Raw genomic sequence first — 17,491 nt, 5'->3', positions numbered from 1 at the left:
GGCCCCCGGGTTCGTGGCGGATCCCTGGCGCTTCGCGACTGACGGTGTCAGCATCGCCGTTCGCGTAACGCCGCGCGGCGGCCGGGACGACATCGATGGGATTGAAACCATGGCCAATGGCCGCCCGGTGATGAAGGTGCGGGTTCGCGCGATCGCCGAGGGCGGCGAAGCCAACCGCGCCGTGACCGAATTGCTTGCCAAGCGGCTCGGCGTACCCAAGCGCGATGTGCGCGTGCTGTCCGGCACCACATCCCGTGTGAAACAGATCGCGGTCGATGGCGACCCGACGAAACTGGGCGCGATGCTGCGCAGCATCACTGCCGCAATGCCCGACGACACAGACGACAGGAGCGACACATGACCGCCAGCATCATCGATGGAAAGATCATTGCCGCCGAATTGCGTGACCGCGTCGCAACTGAAGTCGCGCGCGTCAAAGCCGAACATGGCGTGACACCAGGCCTCGCCGTGGTGCTGGTCGGCAGCGATCCCGCCAGCGAAGTCTATGTCCGCAGCAAGCACAAGCAGACCCAGGAAGCCGGCATGGCCTCCTTCGAGCACAAGCTGCCGGCCGATGTGGCCCAGGCCGATCTGATCGCGCTGGTGCAGAAGCTCAACGCCGACCCCACCGTCCATGGCATTCTCGTGCAGTTGCCGCTGCCGAAGGGGTTCGACACCGACGCTGTCGTCAACGCCATCGATCCCGCCAAGGACGTCGATGGCCTGCACCCGACCAATGCCGGACGTCTTGCCAGCGGCATGCCCGCTTTGTCGCCCTGCACGCCGCTCGGCTGCATCATCCTGACCAAGAGCGTGCACAAATCACTCGAAGGCATGAATGCCATCGTGATCGGCCGTTCCAATCTGGTCGGCCGGCCGCTGGTGCAACTGCTGCTCAATGAAAACGCCACCGTGACCATCGCGCATTCGAAGTCGCGCGATCTTGCCAAGCTCTGCGCGCAGGCGGATCTCGTCTATGCCGCCGTCGGCCGCCCTGAAATGGTGCGCGGCGACTGGATCAAGCCTGGCGCCACCGTCATCGATGTCGGCATCAATCGCCTGCCCGGCGCGGAAGGCAAGACGCGCCTCGTCGGTGATGTGGCCTATCAGGAAGCGCTGAAGACCGCCGGCGCGATCACCCCTGTCCCCGGCGGCGTCGGTCAGATGACAGTCGCCTGCCTGCTGGTGAACACGCTGCGCGCGGCCTGTGCGATTCACAAGCTGCCGGCGCCTGCAGTTTAATTCGCCGTGTTCTCGATCAGCCGCTGATAGAACCGGATCATGTCGGCGTAATTCGCGACGCTCAGCCGTTCATTGGTGCCGTGAAAACGCTTGAGGTCTTCCGATGTCGCGCGCACCGGCGAGAAGCGAAAGATATTGTCGGTGACGTCGGTGTAGTGCCGCGAATCCGTCGCCGCGACCATCAGGCCCGGCGCCACCAGCGCATCCGGGAAAATCTCGCGGATGGTCTGGTTGAGCGCGCGATAGGACGGGCTCGCCGTACCGGTCACCGGGGGCGGATCGGTATTGCCGGGGAATGGTGCGATCGAAATCCTGTCGTTGCTGACCGCGCTGCGCACATGCTCGGTGACGCTGGCCTGGGTATCGCCGGGCAATAGCCGGAAGTTCACCGTGGCCTCGGCATTGCCCGGCAGCACATTGTCCTGCTCGCCGGCCTTGAAGATCGTCAGCGCCGTGGTGGTGCGCACCGTTGCCTCGGTCGGGCCACTCTTCTCGAATTCGCGCAGCAACAGCGGCTTGAACAGCCACAGATTGGACAGTACCACGCGGTTGAAGCCGCTCATCTCCGGCGCGATCGTGTCGAACATCTCGCCGACGGTGCCGCGGATCTGCATCGGCAGTCGCTTGTTTTCGAGCTGCGCCAGTGCCGCGCTCATCATGCCGATGGCCGTCTCGCGCGGCGGCATCGACGAATGACCGGGCGTACCATGCGCGGTCAGCACCAGCGTTGCATAGCCCTTCTCGGCCACGCCAATCAGCGCCATTGGCTTGTCGAGACCCTTGAGAATCCCCTCGGTGATCAGCAGACCTTCATCGAGCACAAAGTCGAGCTTCACACCGCGCGATTTCAAGAGTGCCGCAATCGCCTTTGCGCCGCGGGTGCCGGATACTTCCTCGTCGTGGCCGAAGGCGAAATAGATGGTGCGTTTCGGCTTATAACCCTGCTTCGCCATCGCCTCGGCGGCTTCGAGGATCGCGTACAGATTGCCCTTGTCGTCCCACGACCCGCGGCCCCAGATGAAGCCATCCGCGACGACGCCCTTGAACGGCGGTTGTTGCCAGTCCTTCTCGGTGCCCGGCGCAATGGGCACGACATCCTGATGCGCCAGCAGCGCAATCGGCTTCAAGCCGGGATCGCTGCCTTCCCATATGTAGAGCAGGCTGTAGTTGCCGACGATCTCGCGCTTCGCCTGATCATGGAAAGCCGGAAAGCTTGCCACCAGATGCGCCTGCATGGCGCGCAGCGGTTCGGCAGCCTGATCGGGATTGAGGAAATTGGAGATGGTCTGGAAGCGAATTGCTTCCGCAAGTCTCTGCGCCACCGCCTGCTCATCGACGGGCGCTTTCGCCGCTGCGGTCACCTGAAGCTGCCGCGATCCATGGCTGAAGGTGTTGACGAGCACGATGCCCGCAAGCAGCAGAACGGCCGCGATGACAATCAGCGCGGCCGTTCGAAGCAGTTTGATCCATCGGCGCATCGGAAGTCCCCTTCTGCTACGCCGATCTCTGTTACTTGGTCTTGGCCGCTTTGGCGCGGTCGATGCCTTCCTGGATCAGGCGCTGTGCGTCGGCGGCGTCGCCCCAGCGCACCACCTTGACCCACTTGCCGGGCTCGAGATCCTTGTAGTGTTCGAAGAAGTGCTGGATCTGCTGCAGCGTGATCTCGGGCAGATCGCTGTAGTTCTTCACCTTGTCGTAACGCTGGGTGAGCTTTGAGGTCGGCACGGCGATGATCTTCTCGTCCTGGCCGCCTTCGTCTTCCATCAAAAGCACGCCGACAGGGCGGCAAGCCATCACTGCACCCGGCACAATGGCGCGGGTGTTCGCGATCAGCACGTCGCAGGGATCGCCGTCGCCGGACAAAGTGTGCGGGATGAAGCCGTAATTCCCTGGATAGCGCATCGGCGTGTAGAGGAAGCGATCGACGAACAGCGCGCCGGATTCCTTGTCCATCTCGTATTTGATGGGCTCGCCGCCCACCTGGACCTCGATCACGACGTTCACTTCATGCGGCGCCTTGGCGCCGAGCGGGATTGCGTCAAGGCGCATCGAACACTCCGGATTTGACTGAAAAGGTTGCGACAGGCGTAGCCGAGCGGGAGCCCGGATTCAACGCCTGCGAGACCAGAAAATAATGAACCGGCTTAATGGCTTAATTCGTCCAGGCGAATGCCACTTTATCGAGCGATTTTGCGCCGAAACGCTCCGAGGAGCGGGCCACCATGCGGCCCCCCAGAGCGCGGTAGAACTCGGTGGCGCCCTCATTGTCCGACAGCGCCCAGATCACCATGCTCTTCAGCCCGCTCTGCACGAGGTCGCGCTTGGCGGAGGCGAACAGCCGGCGGCCGAAGCCAAGGCCCTGGAATTCCGGACGCAGGTAAAGTTCGTAGATCTCGCCTTCGAACTGCAGGCTGCGGGCACGATTGCGCCCGTAATTGGCATAGCCGGCGACCTTGTCGCCGAAGCACAACACGCTGACGCGGCTGCCCTTGCGGATCGCCGAATCCCACCAGCCGGGACCACGGCGATTGATCAGTTTTTCCAGTTCGGGGCCCGGGATGAGGCCCTGATAGGCCGCACGCCAGGCTTCGTCATGGGTGGACGCCACCGCGGCTGCATCCGCAGCTTTGGCCGGCCGAACCTCGATCAGGGTTGTGCTCATGGAGGGGATCAAAGCAAGTCGGCGGGCGCTCTTCAAGGTCCATCGTTAATTATCGGTTAACGTGTGGATTTTCAGCATCAGTTTACCAAATCAGTTGTATCGAAAAAGGACAGAGCTGCATCCCATGCGCGCCAAGCGCCGAGTTTTCCACTGGTGGCACGTATCGCGCGTGTCATGTCGCAGTTGCACACGCGTCTCAACGTGCATCACAGCACCGATGTGATTCGCGGCGTGTAGAATGCGACAGGCATTACGTCCGCACGAAAGTCCCTGAGCGCCCATGAAATACGTCCAAGCGCTTTGCCTGCTGGCTGCATTGCTCGGAAGCGCTGCACCCGCCGCGGCCCAGACATCAGGCGCGCAGGGCCCGGAAGAAACACCGCATCGCCGGCAGCTCTGGTCTGTGCCGTCGCCCGATCCAAATACCAGTTCCCGCGCGGTGCTGTTTCGCCCGCCCGGCAACGGCCCGTTCCCTCTCGCTGTTATCGCGCATGCCACCACACAGAACGCACTGCGCCGCGCGCAGATGCCGCAACCGGAATATCGCGCACTGGCCTCCTGGTTCGTTGCGCGTGGCTACGCCGTGCTGGTGCCGGAGCGCCCCGGCCATGGCTTGACCGGCGGACGCTATCTGGAAGATCAGGATGGCTGCGACAATGCCGACTATCTCGGCGCCGGCCGCGCAACGGCGGAGAGCATCGCGCTCGCAATGAACGGGATGCGCAAGCAACCTTTCATCCACGGCGACGGCGCGATCATCGTCGGCCATTCCGCAGGCGGCTGGGGCGCGCTCGCCATGGCCGGCGCCAACCCCAAAGGCGTCAGAGTGATCGTCGCCTTTGCGCCCGGACGCGGCGGCCACGCCAATGACAGGCCGCACGACGTCTGCGCGCCGCAGCGCCTGATCGCCGCTGCCGCAGCCTTCGGCAAGACGGCGCATGTGCCTGTGATCTGGCTCGTCGCGCGCAACGACAGCTATTTTTCGCCGGACTTGTCACGCCAGCTCGCCGATACGTTCCGCAAGGACGGCGACAAAGTCGATTTCCGCGAATTGCAAGACTTCCGGAGTGAGGGGCACTGGCTTGCGGAGAGCGACGGCGGTGACGACATCTATGGCGCCGCGCTGGACAAGGCACTCAAGGCCGTTATGACCGGCCCGGCGACAGCGCGATGACGCGCAAGCTTGCGCAACTGGATGGACACCGCAGTGACAGAGCCCTGGCCCGATGACGACGTCATTCTCTATGACGGCGTCTGCGTCTTCTGCTCGCGTTGGATCCAGTTCGTGGCCAAGTGCGACACCAATCATCGCTTTCGCTTCACCCCGATCCAGTCCGACTATGGCAGCCGCCTAGCCCGCCATTTCGGCATCGACCCCGCCGATCCCGACACTAATGCGGTGATCCATGGCGGCGTGGCTTACCTCAAATCCGACGCAGCGCTGACGGTGTTGTCGAACCTGCCCGGCTGGCAATGGGTGCGCGTGCTGTCCGCCGTGCCAAGAGCACTGCGCAATCCCGTTTACAATCTGATCGCGACGAACCGCTATCGCATCTTCGGAAAGACGGAGGCGTGTATCGTCCCGGATGCTGGGATGCGGGCAAGGGTGATAGAGTAGCGCACTCCGCTAGGCTTTCGCGCGCTTACTCGCGGCTGTGACTTCCTTCGCCGCCCGCTCCCCGCTTTCCCTCGCCCCATGCGCCGTTGAGAAGAAATTCGGCGATGTCGCCTCGCCGGCGAAGAACAGCCTGCCATCGACCGGCGCCGCGAGAGCGGCGCGCGCATCGGCATGGCCGGGTTTCGCCGCCGAGTAAGCGCCTTGCGCAAAGCGGTCGTGACACCAGCGGGATTCCGCGAGCGGCGTAAGCTGGCTGCGGATATCGGAGCCGAGCAGCGCCACGATCTCGTCGATGCTCTGTGCGGCGAGCGCGCCATTGCCGGCATCTTCCAGTTCGCGCGCGAAACTGCCGCCGAAGAAGCCGGCGATACACGGACGGCCGGAGGGACGCAGGTGGAAGCTGCCGACGCCAGCGCGCAGGGCCGCGCCGCGCAACCCGATATCGGACGGCCACTTGTCGGCATCGGCGAGCGCCAGCATCACCTTGTTGTCGGCGCCGAGCGGCAGGCCCGCGGCGGCCTCGACCTTGCCGGGCAAGGGTGATGCGAAGCGGATATTTTCATTGGCGATGAGATTGGTCGGTACGCAGACGATGACTTTCGCCGCGCTGAGCGTGCCGCGTGATGTTTCGATGCGGATGCGTGCACCAGAGTGATCGATCACGGTGACTTCGGTATTCAGCGCCACCGGACACGGCGCGCCATAGGCCGCGATCAACGCGCCGTAGCCATCGGGCACGCGCCAGTTGATCTCGGTGTCCTCATAGGCATCCATGTCGTGCAGCGAGACATCCTTGAGCTCGAAACCGTTGATATAGGTAGAGACCGCATCGATCATCGGATTCCACGGATTGCCCGGCTCAAGGCAGGTCGCAGCAGGCGCATCGACGGGATTTTCGGCGGCTTCCTCGGCGCGATCGTAAAAGGCATCGATCGCGGCGAAGAATTCATCACGCTTCTCTTTCGAGAAGGCCGCGTCATAGGCGTGATCGCGCCATGGCGGGCGCGTCTTGTCGATGGCAAAGCCGAGATCTTTCGCGATGGCGACAAAATCGTTTTTGTCGGCGGAGTGCAGCCATTCGCAGCCGAGATCGAACGGAATGCCGGGCGCTGCCATGATCGTATGCGCGCGGCCGCCGATCCGGTCGCGCGCTTCCAGCACGATCACGGAGAGCCCCGAGCCTTCCAGCGCACGCGCGGCGCCGAGGCCGGCCGCACCGGCGCCGATGATGGCGACGTCTATCTCGGAAGGCAGTCTGGTCATCGCGTCGTATTCACAGCGGATGGGAAACGGGTGACAACGGGATAAAGGCTTGCTTGAATTATTCAAGCCACCGCTACTCCCCGGAGAAAATGCATGACAGCCCCACCCGATTTCGAACTTTACGGTTTCTGGCGGACATCCGCGACCTATCGCGTCCGCGTCGCGCTCAACCTGAAGGGATTGGCGGCACACGAGCGCGTGATCGACCTCGACAAGGGTGAGCAGCGCGGCGACGCGTTCCTCAAGATCAACCCGCTCGGCGCGATTCCGGCCCTGATCGAGCCCGGCCACCTGCCGCTGACACAGTCGCTGGCGATCCTGGAATTTCTCGACGAGACCCATCCGACCCCGCCGCTGCTGCCGGCCGATCCGCATGGCCGCGCCCGGGTGCGTTCGATCGCCGCGATGGTGGCTGCCGACACCCATCCGCTCATCACGCCACGGGTGCGCAAATATCTGGCCATCACTGCCGGCTTCGACGATGCCGCGGTCCGCGCCTGGCTGGTGCACTGGTTCACCACAGGCCTCGCCGCTGTGGAAAAGCGCCTCGCCAGCGAACCCGCCACCGGCCGCTTCTGTCATGGCGACGAGGTGACGATCGCCGACATCTGCCTGCTCAGCATCACTGCGACCATGAAGGTCCTGAAGATCGAGATTGCAGGCATCCCGACCATCGACCGCATCGTCGCCGCCTGCGAGGCGATGGAGGCGTTTGCGAAGGCGGATCCGTTGAAGCAGGTCGGCGCGCCGAAGGGGTAACCCCCACTCTCCACATGTCATCCCCGCGAAGGCGGGGATCCATATACGCTGTAGAGATGGTTGAAGCGCTATCGAAGTGACCCTGCCGTTTCTATTGTGCCGACCGTGGTTATGGGTCCCCGCCTTCGCGGGGACGACGAACGGAGAGTGATGTACCAAAACAAAAATGCCCGGCTCTCGCCGGGCATTTCGTAACAGTGAAAGAACGTTGCAGCAGCTTACGCCACGGCTTCTTTGCTCTTTTCCGCGCGCTTGCGGTCGTTCGGATCGAGGTGCTTCTTGCGCAGGCGGATCGACTTCGGGGTGATCTCAACCAGCTCGTCGCTCTCGATGTAAGCAAGCGCCTTTTCCAGCGTCATGCGGATGGGCGGGGTCAGGCGCACCGCTTCGTCCTTCGAGGTGGTGCGGATATTGGTCAGCTGCTTGCCCTTGAGAACGTTGAGTTCGAGATCGTTCTCGCGGGTATGCTCGCCGATGATCATGCCGCGATAGACCTTCCAGCCCGGCTCGATCATCATCGGGCCGCGATCTTCCAGCTTGAACATGGCGTAAGCCACCGCTTCGCCCTGGTCGTTCGAGATCAGCACGCCATTGCGGCGGCCGGCGATCTCGCCCTTATAGGGCAGGTAATCGTGGAACAGGCGGTTCATGATCGCCGTGCCCTTGGTATCGGTCATCAGTTCGCCCTGATAGCCGATCAGGCCGCGGGTCGGCGCGTGGAACACGAGACGCAGGCGATTGCCGCCCGACGGACGCATTTCCATCATTTCGGCCTTGCGCTCGCTCATCTTCTGAACGACGACGCCCGAGAACTCATCATCGACGTCGATGACGACTTCCTCGATCGGCTCAAGCGTATTGCCGTTCTCGTCCTTGGTGAGAACCACGCGAGGACGCGACACCGACAGCTCAAAACCTTCGCGGCGCATGTTCTCGATCAGGATCGCGAGCTGCAATTCGCCGCGGCCCGAGACTTCCATCGCGTCTTTGTCGGCGGATTCGACAACCTTGAGCGCGACATTGCCTTCGGCTTCGCGCAGCAGGCGGTCGCGGATCAGGCGGCTGGTGACCTTGTCGCCTTCGGTACCGGCGAGCGGCGAGTTGTTGACGATGAAGGACATCGACACGGTCGGCGGATCGATCGCCTGCGCCTGAATCGGCGTATCGACCGTGGGATCGCAGAACGTGTCGGCGACGGTGCCCTTGCTCAGGCCCGCGATGGCGACGATGTCGCCGGCTTCCGCGAAGTCCACCGGCTGGCGCTCGAGACCACGGAAGGCGAGGATCTTGGAGATACGGCCGGTTTCGACGGTCTTGCCGTCACGCGACAAAACCTTGACGGTCTGGTTCGGCTTCACCGAACCCGACGCGATACGGCCGGTGATGATGCGGCCAAGGAAGTTGTTGGCTTCGAGAATGGTGCCGAGCAGGCGGAACGGACCTTCTTCGACGACCGGCGGCGGCACATGCTTGAGCACCAGCTCGAACAGCGGCTTCATGCCAACATCGTGCGAGGCATCAGGGCTGTTGGCCATCCAGCCGTTGCGGCCTGATCCGTAGAGGATCGGGAAGTCGAGCTGCTCGTCGGTGGCATCGAGTGCTGCGAACAGGTCGAACACTTCGTTGACGACTTCGTCGATGCGGGCGTCCTGACGGTCGACCTTGTTGATCGCGACGATCGGGCGAAGGCCGAGCTTGAGTGCCTTGCCGACCACGAACTTGGTCTGCGGCATCGGGCCTTCAGCGGCGTCGACGAGCACGATAACGCCGTCGACCATCGACAGGATGCGTTCGACTTCACCGCCGAAGTCGGCGTGGCCTGGGGTGTCGACGATGTTGATCTGGGTGTCTTCCCACAGCACCGAGGTACACTTGGCAAGAATGGTGATGCCACGTTCTTTTTCGAGATCGTTCGAATCCATCGCGCGTTCCTGCACGCGCTGATTGTCGCGATAGGTGCCGGACTGCTGCAGCAACTTGTCCACGAGGGTGGTTTTGCCGTGGTCAACGTGAGCGATGATAGCAATGTTGCGAAGTTTCATAGGTCTTCTTCTGTTTTACGGTCTGGGTGCCCTGATGCGGGTTCAACAAGACATGCTCGACAAAGGCCAGATCAATTAGAGTTGGGCCTTGCGCTCGAGCGCGTTCGATAACTGCCTCGTCTGAAAACGCGCTGGGGCAATCCCTCCAAAAGCAAACCCGGCCAGAAGGGGCCGGGTACTCGGACGCGTTGCGGCGCAATATAGGGGGAAATCGCCGAAAAACAATGCGAATCTGCCAAATGGTTAGCCCAATTTCGGGTCCAGAACGGTGGCCCAAAGGGCCGTATCGGCCCGATCCCGCAGGGTGACGGTCATTTGCCCGCTTTGGCCGTCGATTTTGACGTGGCCGAAGAACTGCATACCCGCAGACGGGGGTAAATTCTGCTTGTCAGGCCCCGGCGCCTTCACGAAACGGACCTCCGGACCAAAGGTATTGTCCAGCGCCGCCGGCCCGAAGGTTCCGGCGTGGAACGGCCCGGAGACAAACTCCCAAAACGGCTCGAAATCCTGAAACTGCGCCTTGTCCGGGTTGTAGTAATGCGCCGCCGTGTAATGCACGTCGGCGGTCAGCCAGACCGTGTTGCGAATGCCGGCCGATTTGATGAAGCGCAGGATATCGGCGATTTCCAGCTCGCGACCGCGCACCGGACCGTCGCCCTGCGCGATCGCCTCCGAGCCCGTCCTGTCGGCGGCATTGTCGTAGACGACGAGGCCGATCGGCATGTCGGAGGCGATGACTTTCCAGGTGGCCTTCGACGCCATCAAGGCGCGCTTTAGCCAGGCCATCTGCTCCGGCCCGATGAAATACGCCTCCGGACCATAGGTCTCCTGCAGGTTCGGGCCGTTGGGACCGCGATAGCTGCGCTCGTCCAGCATGAAGACCTCGAGATGAGGGCCGTAATTCAGCGTGCGATAGACGCGGCCGGGTTCGGCGGGATTGACCGAGATCGGATACATCTCGTGAAAGGCACGGGCGCCGCGCGCCGCCAGCAGCGTGATGTCGCGCTCCTTGTAAGACGACGGCAACTGCTTCGAGAGCGACCAGTTGTTGGTGACCTCGTGATCGTCCCACTGGCCGAAAATCGGCACCTGCGCATTGAAGACGCGAACATTGTCGTCCAGCAGATTGTATTTGTGCGCCGCGCGGAATTCATCGAGCGTCTCGGCGACCTTCGCTTTCTCCGGCACCGTGATGGTGTTCTTCCAGATCGTGCCATCGGGCAATTTGACTTCGGGCAGGATCGGGCCATCGGCGTAAATCGTGTCGCCGGAATGGATCAGGAAATCCGGATTATGCTTGCGCATGGTGGCATAGGTGACCATGCCGCCATCGTCGGCATTGATGCCCCAGCCCTGGCCTGCGACATCGCCGCCCCAGACAAAGGACACATCGCGGCGATCCGCCGGCGCGGTGCGAAAGCGGCCGATGACCGGTTCGCCGACGATTTCGGGGTGCGACAGATCGCGGAATTTGACGCGGTAGAAGATGTCCTGTCCCGCAGGCAGATTGTCGAGCAGCAGTTTTGCGGTGAAATCGGTTTCAGACAGCGCGGTGAGCGGCGGCAATGCGCGCGCATTCCTGAAAGAGTCCGTGGTCGCGACTTCGACCATCATCTGCGCCGGCCGATCGGCACGCGACCAGATCATGCCGCTGTTGATCCCGACATCGCCGGACTGCACGCCATGCGAGACGGCAGGACGATCGGCAGCGCGACTGAGATAGGGCATCGCCAGAAAGCTCGCACCGCTCGCTGCGGCGTAAGTCATGAAACGACGGCGAGAGAGGAATGCCATGGCGAACTCCTGATCCTGCTGGCTCTGGCACCAGTGGCTCTAGGCAGTTCGCTTGACGCTGCGATGACAGGTGATGCGCAATATCAACACCCGCCAAGGCAAGCTGCGAATGATTGGCAGCTTGATTGACACATTTGGAAATTTCACCTTAACGTGAACGTGACGGTTCCCTTCGGGGATCAAAAGGGAATGCGGTGAGGGGGATCCCCCGATTCCGCGGCTGCCCCCGCAACTGTAAGCGGCGAGCCTGCGCCAAGAGCCACTGGGTGTTCACCTGGGAAGGCGGCGACAGGCACCGACCCGCGAGCCAGGAGACCTGCCGCCAGTCGTGGTCACACGCGAGCACATTGGGCGGGGTGTCCTGGTGGAAGTCACACTGCCTGTTTGAAAGCGGCAGGACGACTTGGTTTGCGGTGACGTGCCACGTAACCGCGAGTCCCGTAGATGACCTCCGCTTCTCCCATCGCATCGAAGCAATTCAAAGCTCTTCTTTCCTCCGTCGCTCTTACTTGCCTGTTCTGGCCTGCTGAAAGCTGGTCGCAGGCTGCGCCGCGAAGCCAGACGCTCGATCCTGTTGTCGTTCAACCGTCGGCGACGCCTCAGCGCGCACGCCGCGCCACATCAGGCAACGCATCACGCGCTGCGCGCTCGCGGCAGCAGCGCAATGTCGCCGCCAATACCGGCGCGCCGGCTGCCACGCCGACAGGCCCTGTCTTTGCGGCGCCGACGCTCAACCTCACGGGCACCACATCCACCGGCAGCCGTCTCGGCCTCACGCGCTTGCAGACGCCGGCCAGCGTCGAGGTGATCTCCGCCGAGACCATGGCCGAACGCGGCCAGCAGAACGTACTCGATGCCGTGACGCAGAACGCCACCGGCTTCACCGCCATCGGCGACCCCGGCAATGGCGGCGTTGCCTTCTCGACCCGCGGCTTCGCCGGCAGCGGTTCGGTGATGTCGCTCTATGACGGCACGCGCCTCTACATCGGCGCCGGCACTGTGAACTTCCCGTTCGATACCTGGACCGCCGAGAAGATCGAAGTGCTGCGCGGCCCGGCGTCTGTGATGTATGGCGAAGGCGCCGTCGGTGGCGCCATCAACGTGATTTCAAAACTGCCGCTCTGGGTACCGCGTAATCAGGCCGAAATCTCGCTCGACAGCAACATGACGCGCCGCATTGCGGTCGACAGCGGCGGGCCCGTCAGCAAGGACGTTGCCTATCGCATCGCTGTTACCGGCAACATGTCCGATGGCTGGGTCGATCGCGACAACACCTCGAACATCGCACTGCACGCCGCCGCGCAGATCAAGCAGACCGAGGACGTCACCTGGACGATCTCGACCGACTATGGCGACCGACATCCGTCACGCTATTTCGGCACGCCGCTGATCAATAGCCAGCTGAATGAGGCGATCCGTTTCAAGAACTACAATGTCAGCGACAGCCAAATCCGCTATCAGGACAGCTGGAACCAGGTGAAGACCGAGTGGCAGGTCGCAGACGGCATCACCCTGCGCAACACGCTCTACTACATGTATGCGAAGCGGCACTGGAAGGAAGTCGAGACCTACGGCTACAATGCCGGCACCGGCCAGATCGATCGCAGCGACTATTTCGAGATCTTCCATACGCAGCAGCAGGTCGGCGACCGCATGGATGCCACCTTCGAGGGCCATCTGCTCGGCATGGTCAACACTTTCGTGGCAGGCTTCGATGTCAATCGCATCGACTTCAAGCACACCAACAACTCGCCCTATGGCGGCTTCTCGTCGGTGGACCCGTATAATTTCAACCCCGGCATCTTCGACAGCCCGGATGCGACGCGACCGGGCTACAACGCCACCGCCAATCAGTATGCGTTCTTCGCCGAGAACCGCTTGGCGGTGACCGAACAACTGTCGCTGATCGCAGGCGTCCGCCAGGATCAGCCGACCGTCTCGCGCACCGACTTCCGCAATCCCGCCAACAGCTACACGCGGGATTATTCGGCGACCTCCTGGCGCGTCGGCGCGGTCTATACGCCGATCCAGAACCTTGCTTTCTACGGCCAGTATTCTACTGCAGCGGATACAGTCGGCGGCCTGATCTCGGCGAGCAATGCCAATGCAAAGTTCGATCTGGCAACCGGCAAGCAGGCAGAGATTGGCGTCAAGCAATCCTTCTGGGGCGGCCGCGGCGAGTGGACGCTCGCAGGCTATCAGATCGTGAAGAACAATCTGCTGGCGCGCGACCCGAACGATCTCAACTTGGTGGTGCAGGTCGGTCAGCAGTCGTCGCACGGTATCGAGGCGTCGATCGGCCTCGCGCTCGATCACGGCTGGCGCATCGATGCCAACACCGCATTCTTGCGCGCGAAGTATGATGAATTCCTGCAGCCCAGCGGCGCGAACTTTGCGGGCAATGTCCCTGTCAGCGTTCCGCAGAACGTCTCCAATATCTGGGCAACCTGGGCTTTCGCGGCGAACTGGTCGGCCAATGCCGGCGTACAGATCGTCGGAAAAACATTCGCCGATAGTGCCAACACGCTGGAAATGCCGAGCTACACGCTGGTCAATGCCGGCCTGCAGTGGAAGCCCGACGTCAACACCACGGTATCGTTGCGGGTCTGGAACCTGTTCGACAAGATCTATGCGACGTCGAGCTATACCGACAATCAATGGATGCTCGGCATGCCGCGCACGGCCCAGCTTGCCGTCAACGTGAGGTTCTGAGCTTGTCACGTAAGCTGACACGCACTCTCCGGCGGTGGCTGTATATCGGCCACCGCTGGGTCGGCATCGTCACATGTCTCTTCTTCGCGATGTGGTTCATCTCCGGCGTGGTGATGATGTATGTCGCGTTTCCCGGCCTCTCCGACAAGGAGCGGCTGGCAGCACTGCCCCACATCGTATGGGAGAAAGTTACCCTCTCGCCCGACGATGCGATGAAGAAAGCCGGCGCCACGCACTATCCGCGCGAACTGCGATTGAACATGATCGCCGGTGAGCCGGTCTATCGGTTGGCTGATTGGGACGGCAAACGACAAACGATCTCTGCCATCGATGGCCGTGCCATCACTGACGTCACCGAACAGCAGGCGCTTGCTGTCGCAAGGCATCATCCCGCAAGCCAATCACCACAGCTCGAAGAGATCGTCGATCGCGATCAATGGAGCGTCGTCGCCCGCTACGATCCGCTGCGTCCGTTCTATCTGGTCCATCTCGGCGACGATGCCGGGACAAAGCTCTACATCTCCTCGCGCTCCGGCGAAATCGCACTCGATACCAATCGCACTGAACGTGTCTGGAACTGGCTGGGCTCGATCCCCCACTGGATCTATCCAACCGTGCTGCGCAAGGACCAGCCGCTCTGGCGACAGGTGATCCTGTGGACCTCCGGTACATGTCTCGTCGTCGGCATCACGGGAATCTGGATCGGCATTTTGCGCGTGCGCATCAAGCGCCGTTATGCGAGCGGCAACATCACGCCATATCGCGGCTGGATGGCGTGGCATCACGTCACCGGCCTGATCGCCGGCCTGTTCGTCCTGACCTGGATGTTCTCGGGCTGGCTGTCGGTCAATCCCGGCGAATATTTTGCCAACCGCAATACGCCACGCGAGGTATTGCAGCGCTATACGGGCCACGACGCGCCGACTATCGCCACGGCTATTCGCGCATTGGCGGACAAACGCGCGGCCGAGGCACGCTTCGTGTGGCTGGACGGCATGCCGCTGGTGATCCTGGCGTCGCATGACGGCACGCGGACCGTAATCGATGCGGCAAGTGGCGAAATCGCAAGATTGCCGCAAGAAAATCTCTGGAAAGCTGCAACGACGCTGCTGCCGGGTTCACGCCTCGAAAGCAGGCTAACTATCGGAGAATACGACGCTTATTGGTACGCACACCACAATGACCGCGAATTGCCGGTGCTGCGCGCCAAATTCGATGACGATGCGCAAACCTGGTTTCACATCAGCCCGGTCACCGGCGAGATTCTCGGGCGCATCGACTCAAGCCGGCGCACCTATCGCTGGATGTTCAACGCGCTTCACAGTTTCGATTTTCAATTGCTGCTGGTGTATCGCCCGGCATGGGACATCGTAGTGTGGTTGCTATCGATCCTCGGCACCATCGTCTCGGTGAGCGGCGTCGTGATCGGCTGGCGCTATCTCAAGCGCTAGACCGCGAGCGGCCGCGGCGGCTGGCGCAATTGCTCCGGCGGATTCATCGGCTCCGGCGGGACCATCCCGATCAGTGCCTTGCGATCGGCGACGGCATTGTGGAATTGCTCGAGCGCAATGTTGAAGGCTGTCAACGTACCTTCCTCGATGGCGCCGTGCTCGTAGCAATTCAGGGTATGACGCAGAATATCGTCGGCCTCCGCCTGCATCGTATCGAGCTCTTCGAGGGACTCGCTCTTGCGCGCGGCGGCAATCATGTCGAGCAGGCGATCGCGCTCCGACACATTCACGTTGCGCTCATCCTTCTTCAGATAGCTCGCGAACCAGGCGCCGATCGAGCCCATCGCCGAGAGCCCCATCAGGCTCCACCAGATGTAATCGCTGTAGCGATCGAGGAAGGTCTTCTCTTCGCCATCCACATAGGCGGCCGCGCCGGGATGCACGGGAACAACCGCATCCTTGTCAGTATCGGGCGTCTCGATCTTTGCCGCCAGCGGGAAGTCGTTGATGATCTGCTGGCGGATCGCAAACAGCTGCCGCGTGAAGGCAGCGATGGTCACATCCGACAGGCTCTGCCGCGCCACGATGTGATGCGAGAAGCTGATGGTCTTGACGTCATCATCCGGCCGCGCGGGCGCGCCGCCGAATGCGCCTGCAGGAATTTCCGATGCTTCATACATCGGGAAATTCTGCGCGATGGCTTCGGCCGAATCGATCGCGAGGAAAGTCGGCGTGCCATCGCGGCTCGAGGCCTGGATCGCATCATTGGTGATCTTGCTGTTCACCGGGCCGGCCGCAATGAACGCATCGACCTTCTGATCCTTCACCGCCTCGGCCACTTCGGTGGTCGAGAACTGCACGATGGTGACCTTGGCGGGATCGACGCCGTATTGCCGCAGGATGATGTTGAGCAGGTTGACGTTGGCCTGCGTCTTGCCGATCACACCGACACGGCGTCCGGCGAGCTGCGAGAATTTGGTGATCTTCGGCCCGGACTTCTTGCCTTTGACCGCCGGCGGCACCCAGATCACGGCGACGTTCTTGCGCAGCGTGGCAACCGCGCGCGCATTCTTCGGCACTTCCAGATCCCCGCGGATGATCGCGAGATCGGCCTTGCCGTCGGCCAATGCCTTCGCGCTGGCGGTAGCGCCTTCGGTGAAGATCGGTCGCAGCCGGACCGTATAGTGATCGCGCGAGAACGACTGCACCAGCGCCTGCACCACCTTGACGTCATCGCTGTTCGGCGGACCGACGGCGATCCGCAGCGGTACCGGCTTCATGGCGAAGTAGTAAGCGCCGGCCACGGCCGCGACGATCGCCAGCGTCCCCGCCAGCGTGATCAGCGTCATCTTCCGCCGGATGGACCGCGGCGATGGCGGCCCCACCGGTCCGACAACATCGGGACCGTCTGCCATGGATCTAGAAAACAATCGCTTCAAATTCATCTGCGCCAAATGGGTTCGAGCGACAATGTAGCAAGGTTTCGGGTCGATGCGCCGTTCCAGCGGCAGCATGGTTACCGGCGGGCTTGGTTACTTTCCTGCATGCGCGGCATTTACTGCCTTATTGTGGCATGGATCCCAATTGTGTCACCGGGCGTTAGGGTAAAGTTCAAGTGAAGCAGGAGGTTGGCATGGTGGAACGACTCTCGGCCGAGACCCGCAAGGCGGCGCTGAAGGAGCTCTCGGGCTGGAGTGAGGTTTCCGGGCGCGATGCCATCGCCCGGACCTTCACGTTCAAGGATTTCAACGAGGCCTTCGGCTTCATGGCGCGGGTCGCCCTGGTCGCCGAGAAGAGCGACCACCATCCGGAATGGCGCAATGTTTACAAGACGGTGGAGGTAGTTCTGTCCACCCATGACGCCGACGGCGTCACCAAACGCGATGTCGATCTGGCGAAGGCCATGAATACCATCGCCGGGCAACTCGGCCATTCCTGATGCATTGCT

Annotated in this window: 15 protein-coding genes and 1 riboswitch; of the genes, 8 read left to right on the top strand and 7 right to left on the bottom strand. The window is 62.2% G+C overall.

Annotation, left to right across the window (positions count from 1 at the left end):
* The first annotated feature begins 13 nt into the window (after nucleotides 1-13).
* Complete coding sequence (locus tag AB8A27_RS26320; protein ID WP_441244416.1) at nucleotides 14-361, top strand: DUF167 domain-containing protein; 348 nt, start codon at nucleotides 14-16, stop codon at nucleotides 359-361.
* Nucleotides 358-1,242: a bifunctional methylenetetrahydrofolate dehydrogenase/methenyltetrahydrofolate cyclohydrolase FolD gene (gene folD / locus AB8A27_RS26315; RefSeq protein ID WP_441244415.1), complete on the top strand. Its 885-nt coding sequence runs from the start codon at nucleotides 358-360 to the stop codon at nucleotides 1,240-1,242. Before AB8A27_RS26320 ends, folD begins: the two co-directional genes overlap by 4 nt.
* On the opposite strand, the gene AB8A27_RS26310 is transcribed toward folD, so the two are convergent.
* The 3 genes from AB8A27_RS26310 to AB8A27_RS26300 form a co-directional block, all read right to left on the bottom strand.
* The gene (locus AB8A27_RS26310) at nucleotides 1,239-2,720 is read right to left on the bottom strand and encodes a M20 family peptidase (RefSeq protein ID WP_441244414.1); all 1,482 of its coding nucleotides are present in this window, start codon (nucleotides 2,718-2,720) and stop codon (nucleotides 1,239-1,241) included. The genes folD and AB8A27_RS26310 overlap by 4 nt on opposite strands.
* Nucleotides 2,721-2,751: 31 nt before the next feature.
* Nucleotides 2,752-3,291, bottom strand: coding sequence for an inorganic diphosphatase (gene ppa, locus AB8A27_RS26305; RefSeq protein ID WP_092140582.1), 540 nt, complete (start codon nucleotides 3,289-3,291; stop codon nucleotides 2,752-2,754).
* Between the two features lie 103 nt (nucleotides 3,292-3,394).
* A complete protein-coding gene (locus AB8A27_RS26300; RefSeq protein WP_068737851.1) occupies nucleotides 3,395-3,904 on the bottom strand; it encodes a GNAT family N-acetyltransferase in 510 nt (169 codons plus the stop codon).
* Nucleotides 3,905-4,184: 280 nt separating this feature from the next.
* On the opposite strand from AB8A27_RS26300, the gene AB8A27_RS26295 reads away from it, so the two are divergent.
* Complete coding sequence (locus AB8A27_RS26295) at nucleotides 4,185-5,078, top strand: alpha/beta hydrolase family protein (RefSeq protein WP_441244413.1); 894 nt, start codon at nucleotides 4,185-4,187, stop codon at nucleotides 5,076-5,078.
* 33 nt (nucleotides 5,079-5,111) lie between these two features.
* Entirely contained in the window at nucleotides 5,112-5,522 is a 411-nt protein-coding gene (locus AB8A27_RS26290) for a thiol-disulfide oxidoreductase DCC family protein (protein ID WP_441244412.1), read from the top strand.
* A gap of 9 nt (nucleotides 5,523-5,531) precedes the next feature.
* Here the strand turns inward: AB8A27_RS26290 and AB8A27_RS26285 are convergent, their stop codons facing one another.
* Nucleotides 5,532-6,785 (bottom strand): flavin monoamine oxidase family protein, encoded by a 1,254-nt coding sequence (locus AB8A27_RS26285; RefSeq protein ID WP_441244411.1) that lies wholly within the window; start codon nucleotides 6,783-6,785, stop codon nucleotides 5,532-5,534.
* Nucleotides 6,786-6,878: 93 nt separating this feature from the next.
* Between AB8A27_RS26285 and maiA the strand changes: the two genes are divergently transcribed.
* On the top strand, nucleotides 6,879-7,544 hold the full coding sequence (maiA, locus tag AB8A27_RS26280; protein WP_441244410.1) for a maleylacetoacetate isomerase: 666 nt from the start codon (nucleotides 6,879-6,881) through the stop codon (nucleotides 7,542-7,544).
* Nucleotides 7,545-7,762: 218 nt separating this feature from the next.
* Here maiA and typA read toward each other — a convergent pair whose 3' ends face one another.
* A complete protein-coding gene (typA, locus tag AB8A27_RS26275; RefSeq protein WP_441244409.1) occupies nucleotides 7,763-9,586 on the bottom strand; it encodes a translational GTPase TypA in 1,824 nt (607 codons plus the stop codon).
* Between the two features lie 243 nt (nucleotides 9,587-9,829).
* Nucleotides 9,830-11,380, bottom strand: a complete 1,551-nt coding sequence (locus AB8A27_RS26270) for an alkaline phosphatase D family protein (protein WP_441244408.1) — start codon at nucleotides 11,378-11,380, stop codon at nucleotides 9,830-9,832.
* Nucleotides 11,381-11,526: 146 nt separating this feature from the next.
* Nucleotides 11,527-11,718: riboswitch (cobalamin riboswitch) on the top strand.
* 106 nt (nucleotides 11,719-11,824) lie between these two features.
* Here AB8A27_RS26270 and AB8A27_RS26265 point away from each other — a divergent pair.
* On the top strand, nucleotides 11,825-14,092 hold the full coding sequence (locus tag AB8A27_RS26265) for a TonB-dependent receptor (protein ID WP_441244407.1): 2,268 nt from the start codon (nucleotides 11,825-11,827) through the stop codon (nucleotides 14,090-14,092).
* Nucleotides 14,093-14,094: 2 nt separating this feature from the next.
* Nucleotides 14,095-15,543 (top strand): PepSY domain-containing protein, encoded by a 1,449-nt coding sequence (locus AB8A27_RS26260; RefSeq protein ID WP_441244406.1) that lies wholly within the window; start codon nucleotides 14,095-14,097, stop codon nucleotides 15,541-15,543.
* Here the strand turns inward: AB8A27_RS26260 and AB8A27_RS26255 are convergent.
* Nucleotides 15,540-16,958 carry a TAXI family TRAP transporter solute-binding subunit gene (locus AB8A27_RS26255; RefSeq protein ID WP_441244405.1) on the bottom strand — a complete coding sequence of 473 codons (1,419 nt, stop codon included), beginning with the start codon at nucleotides 16,956-16,958 and terminating at the stop codon, nucleotides 15,540-15,542. The genes AB8A27_RS26260 and AB8A27_RS26255 overlap by 4 nt on opposite strands.
* A 200-nt stretch (nucleotides 16,959-17,158) precedes the next feature.
* On the opposite strand from AB8A27_RS26255, the gene AB8A27_RS26250 reads away from it, so the two are divergent.
* Complete coding sequence (locus AB8A27_RS26250) at nucleotides 17,159-17,482, top strand: 4a-hydroxytetrahydrobiopterin dehydratase (RefSeq protein WP_441244404.1); 324 nt, start codon at nucleotides 17,159-17,161, stop codon at nucleotides 17,480-17,482.
* Nucleotides 17,483-17,491: the final 9 nt, after the last annotated feature.

The sequence above is a fragment of the Tardiphaga sp. 768_D3_N2_1 genome, assembly GCF_052076105.1.
Classification (GTDB): domain Bacteria; phylum Pseudomonadota; class Alphaproteobacteria; order Rhizobiales; family Xanthobacteraceae; genus Tardiphaga.
This window is presented reverse-complemented; position numbering and strand designations above follow the sequence as displayed.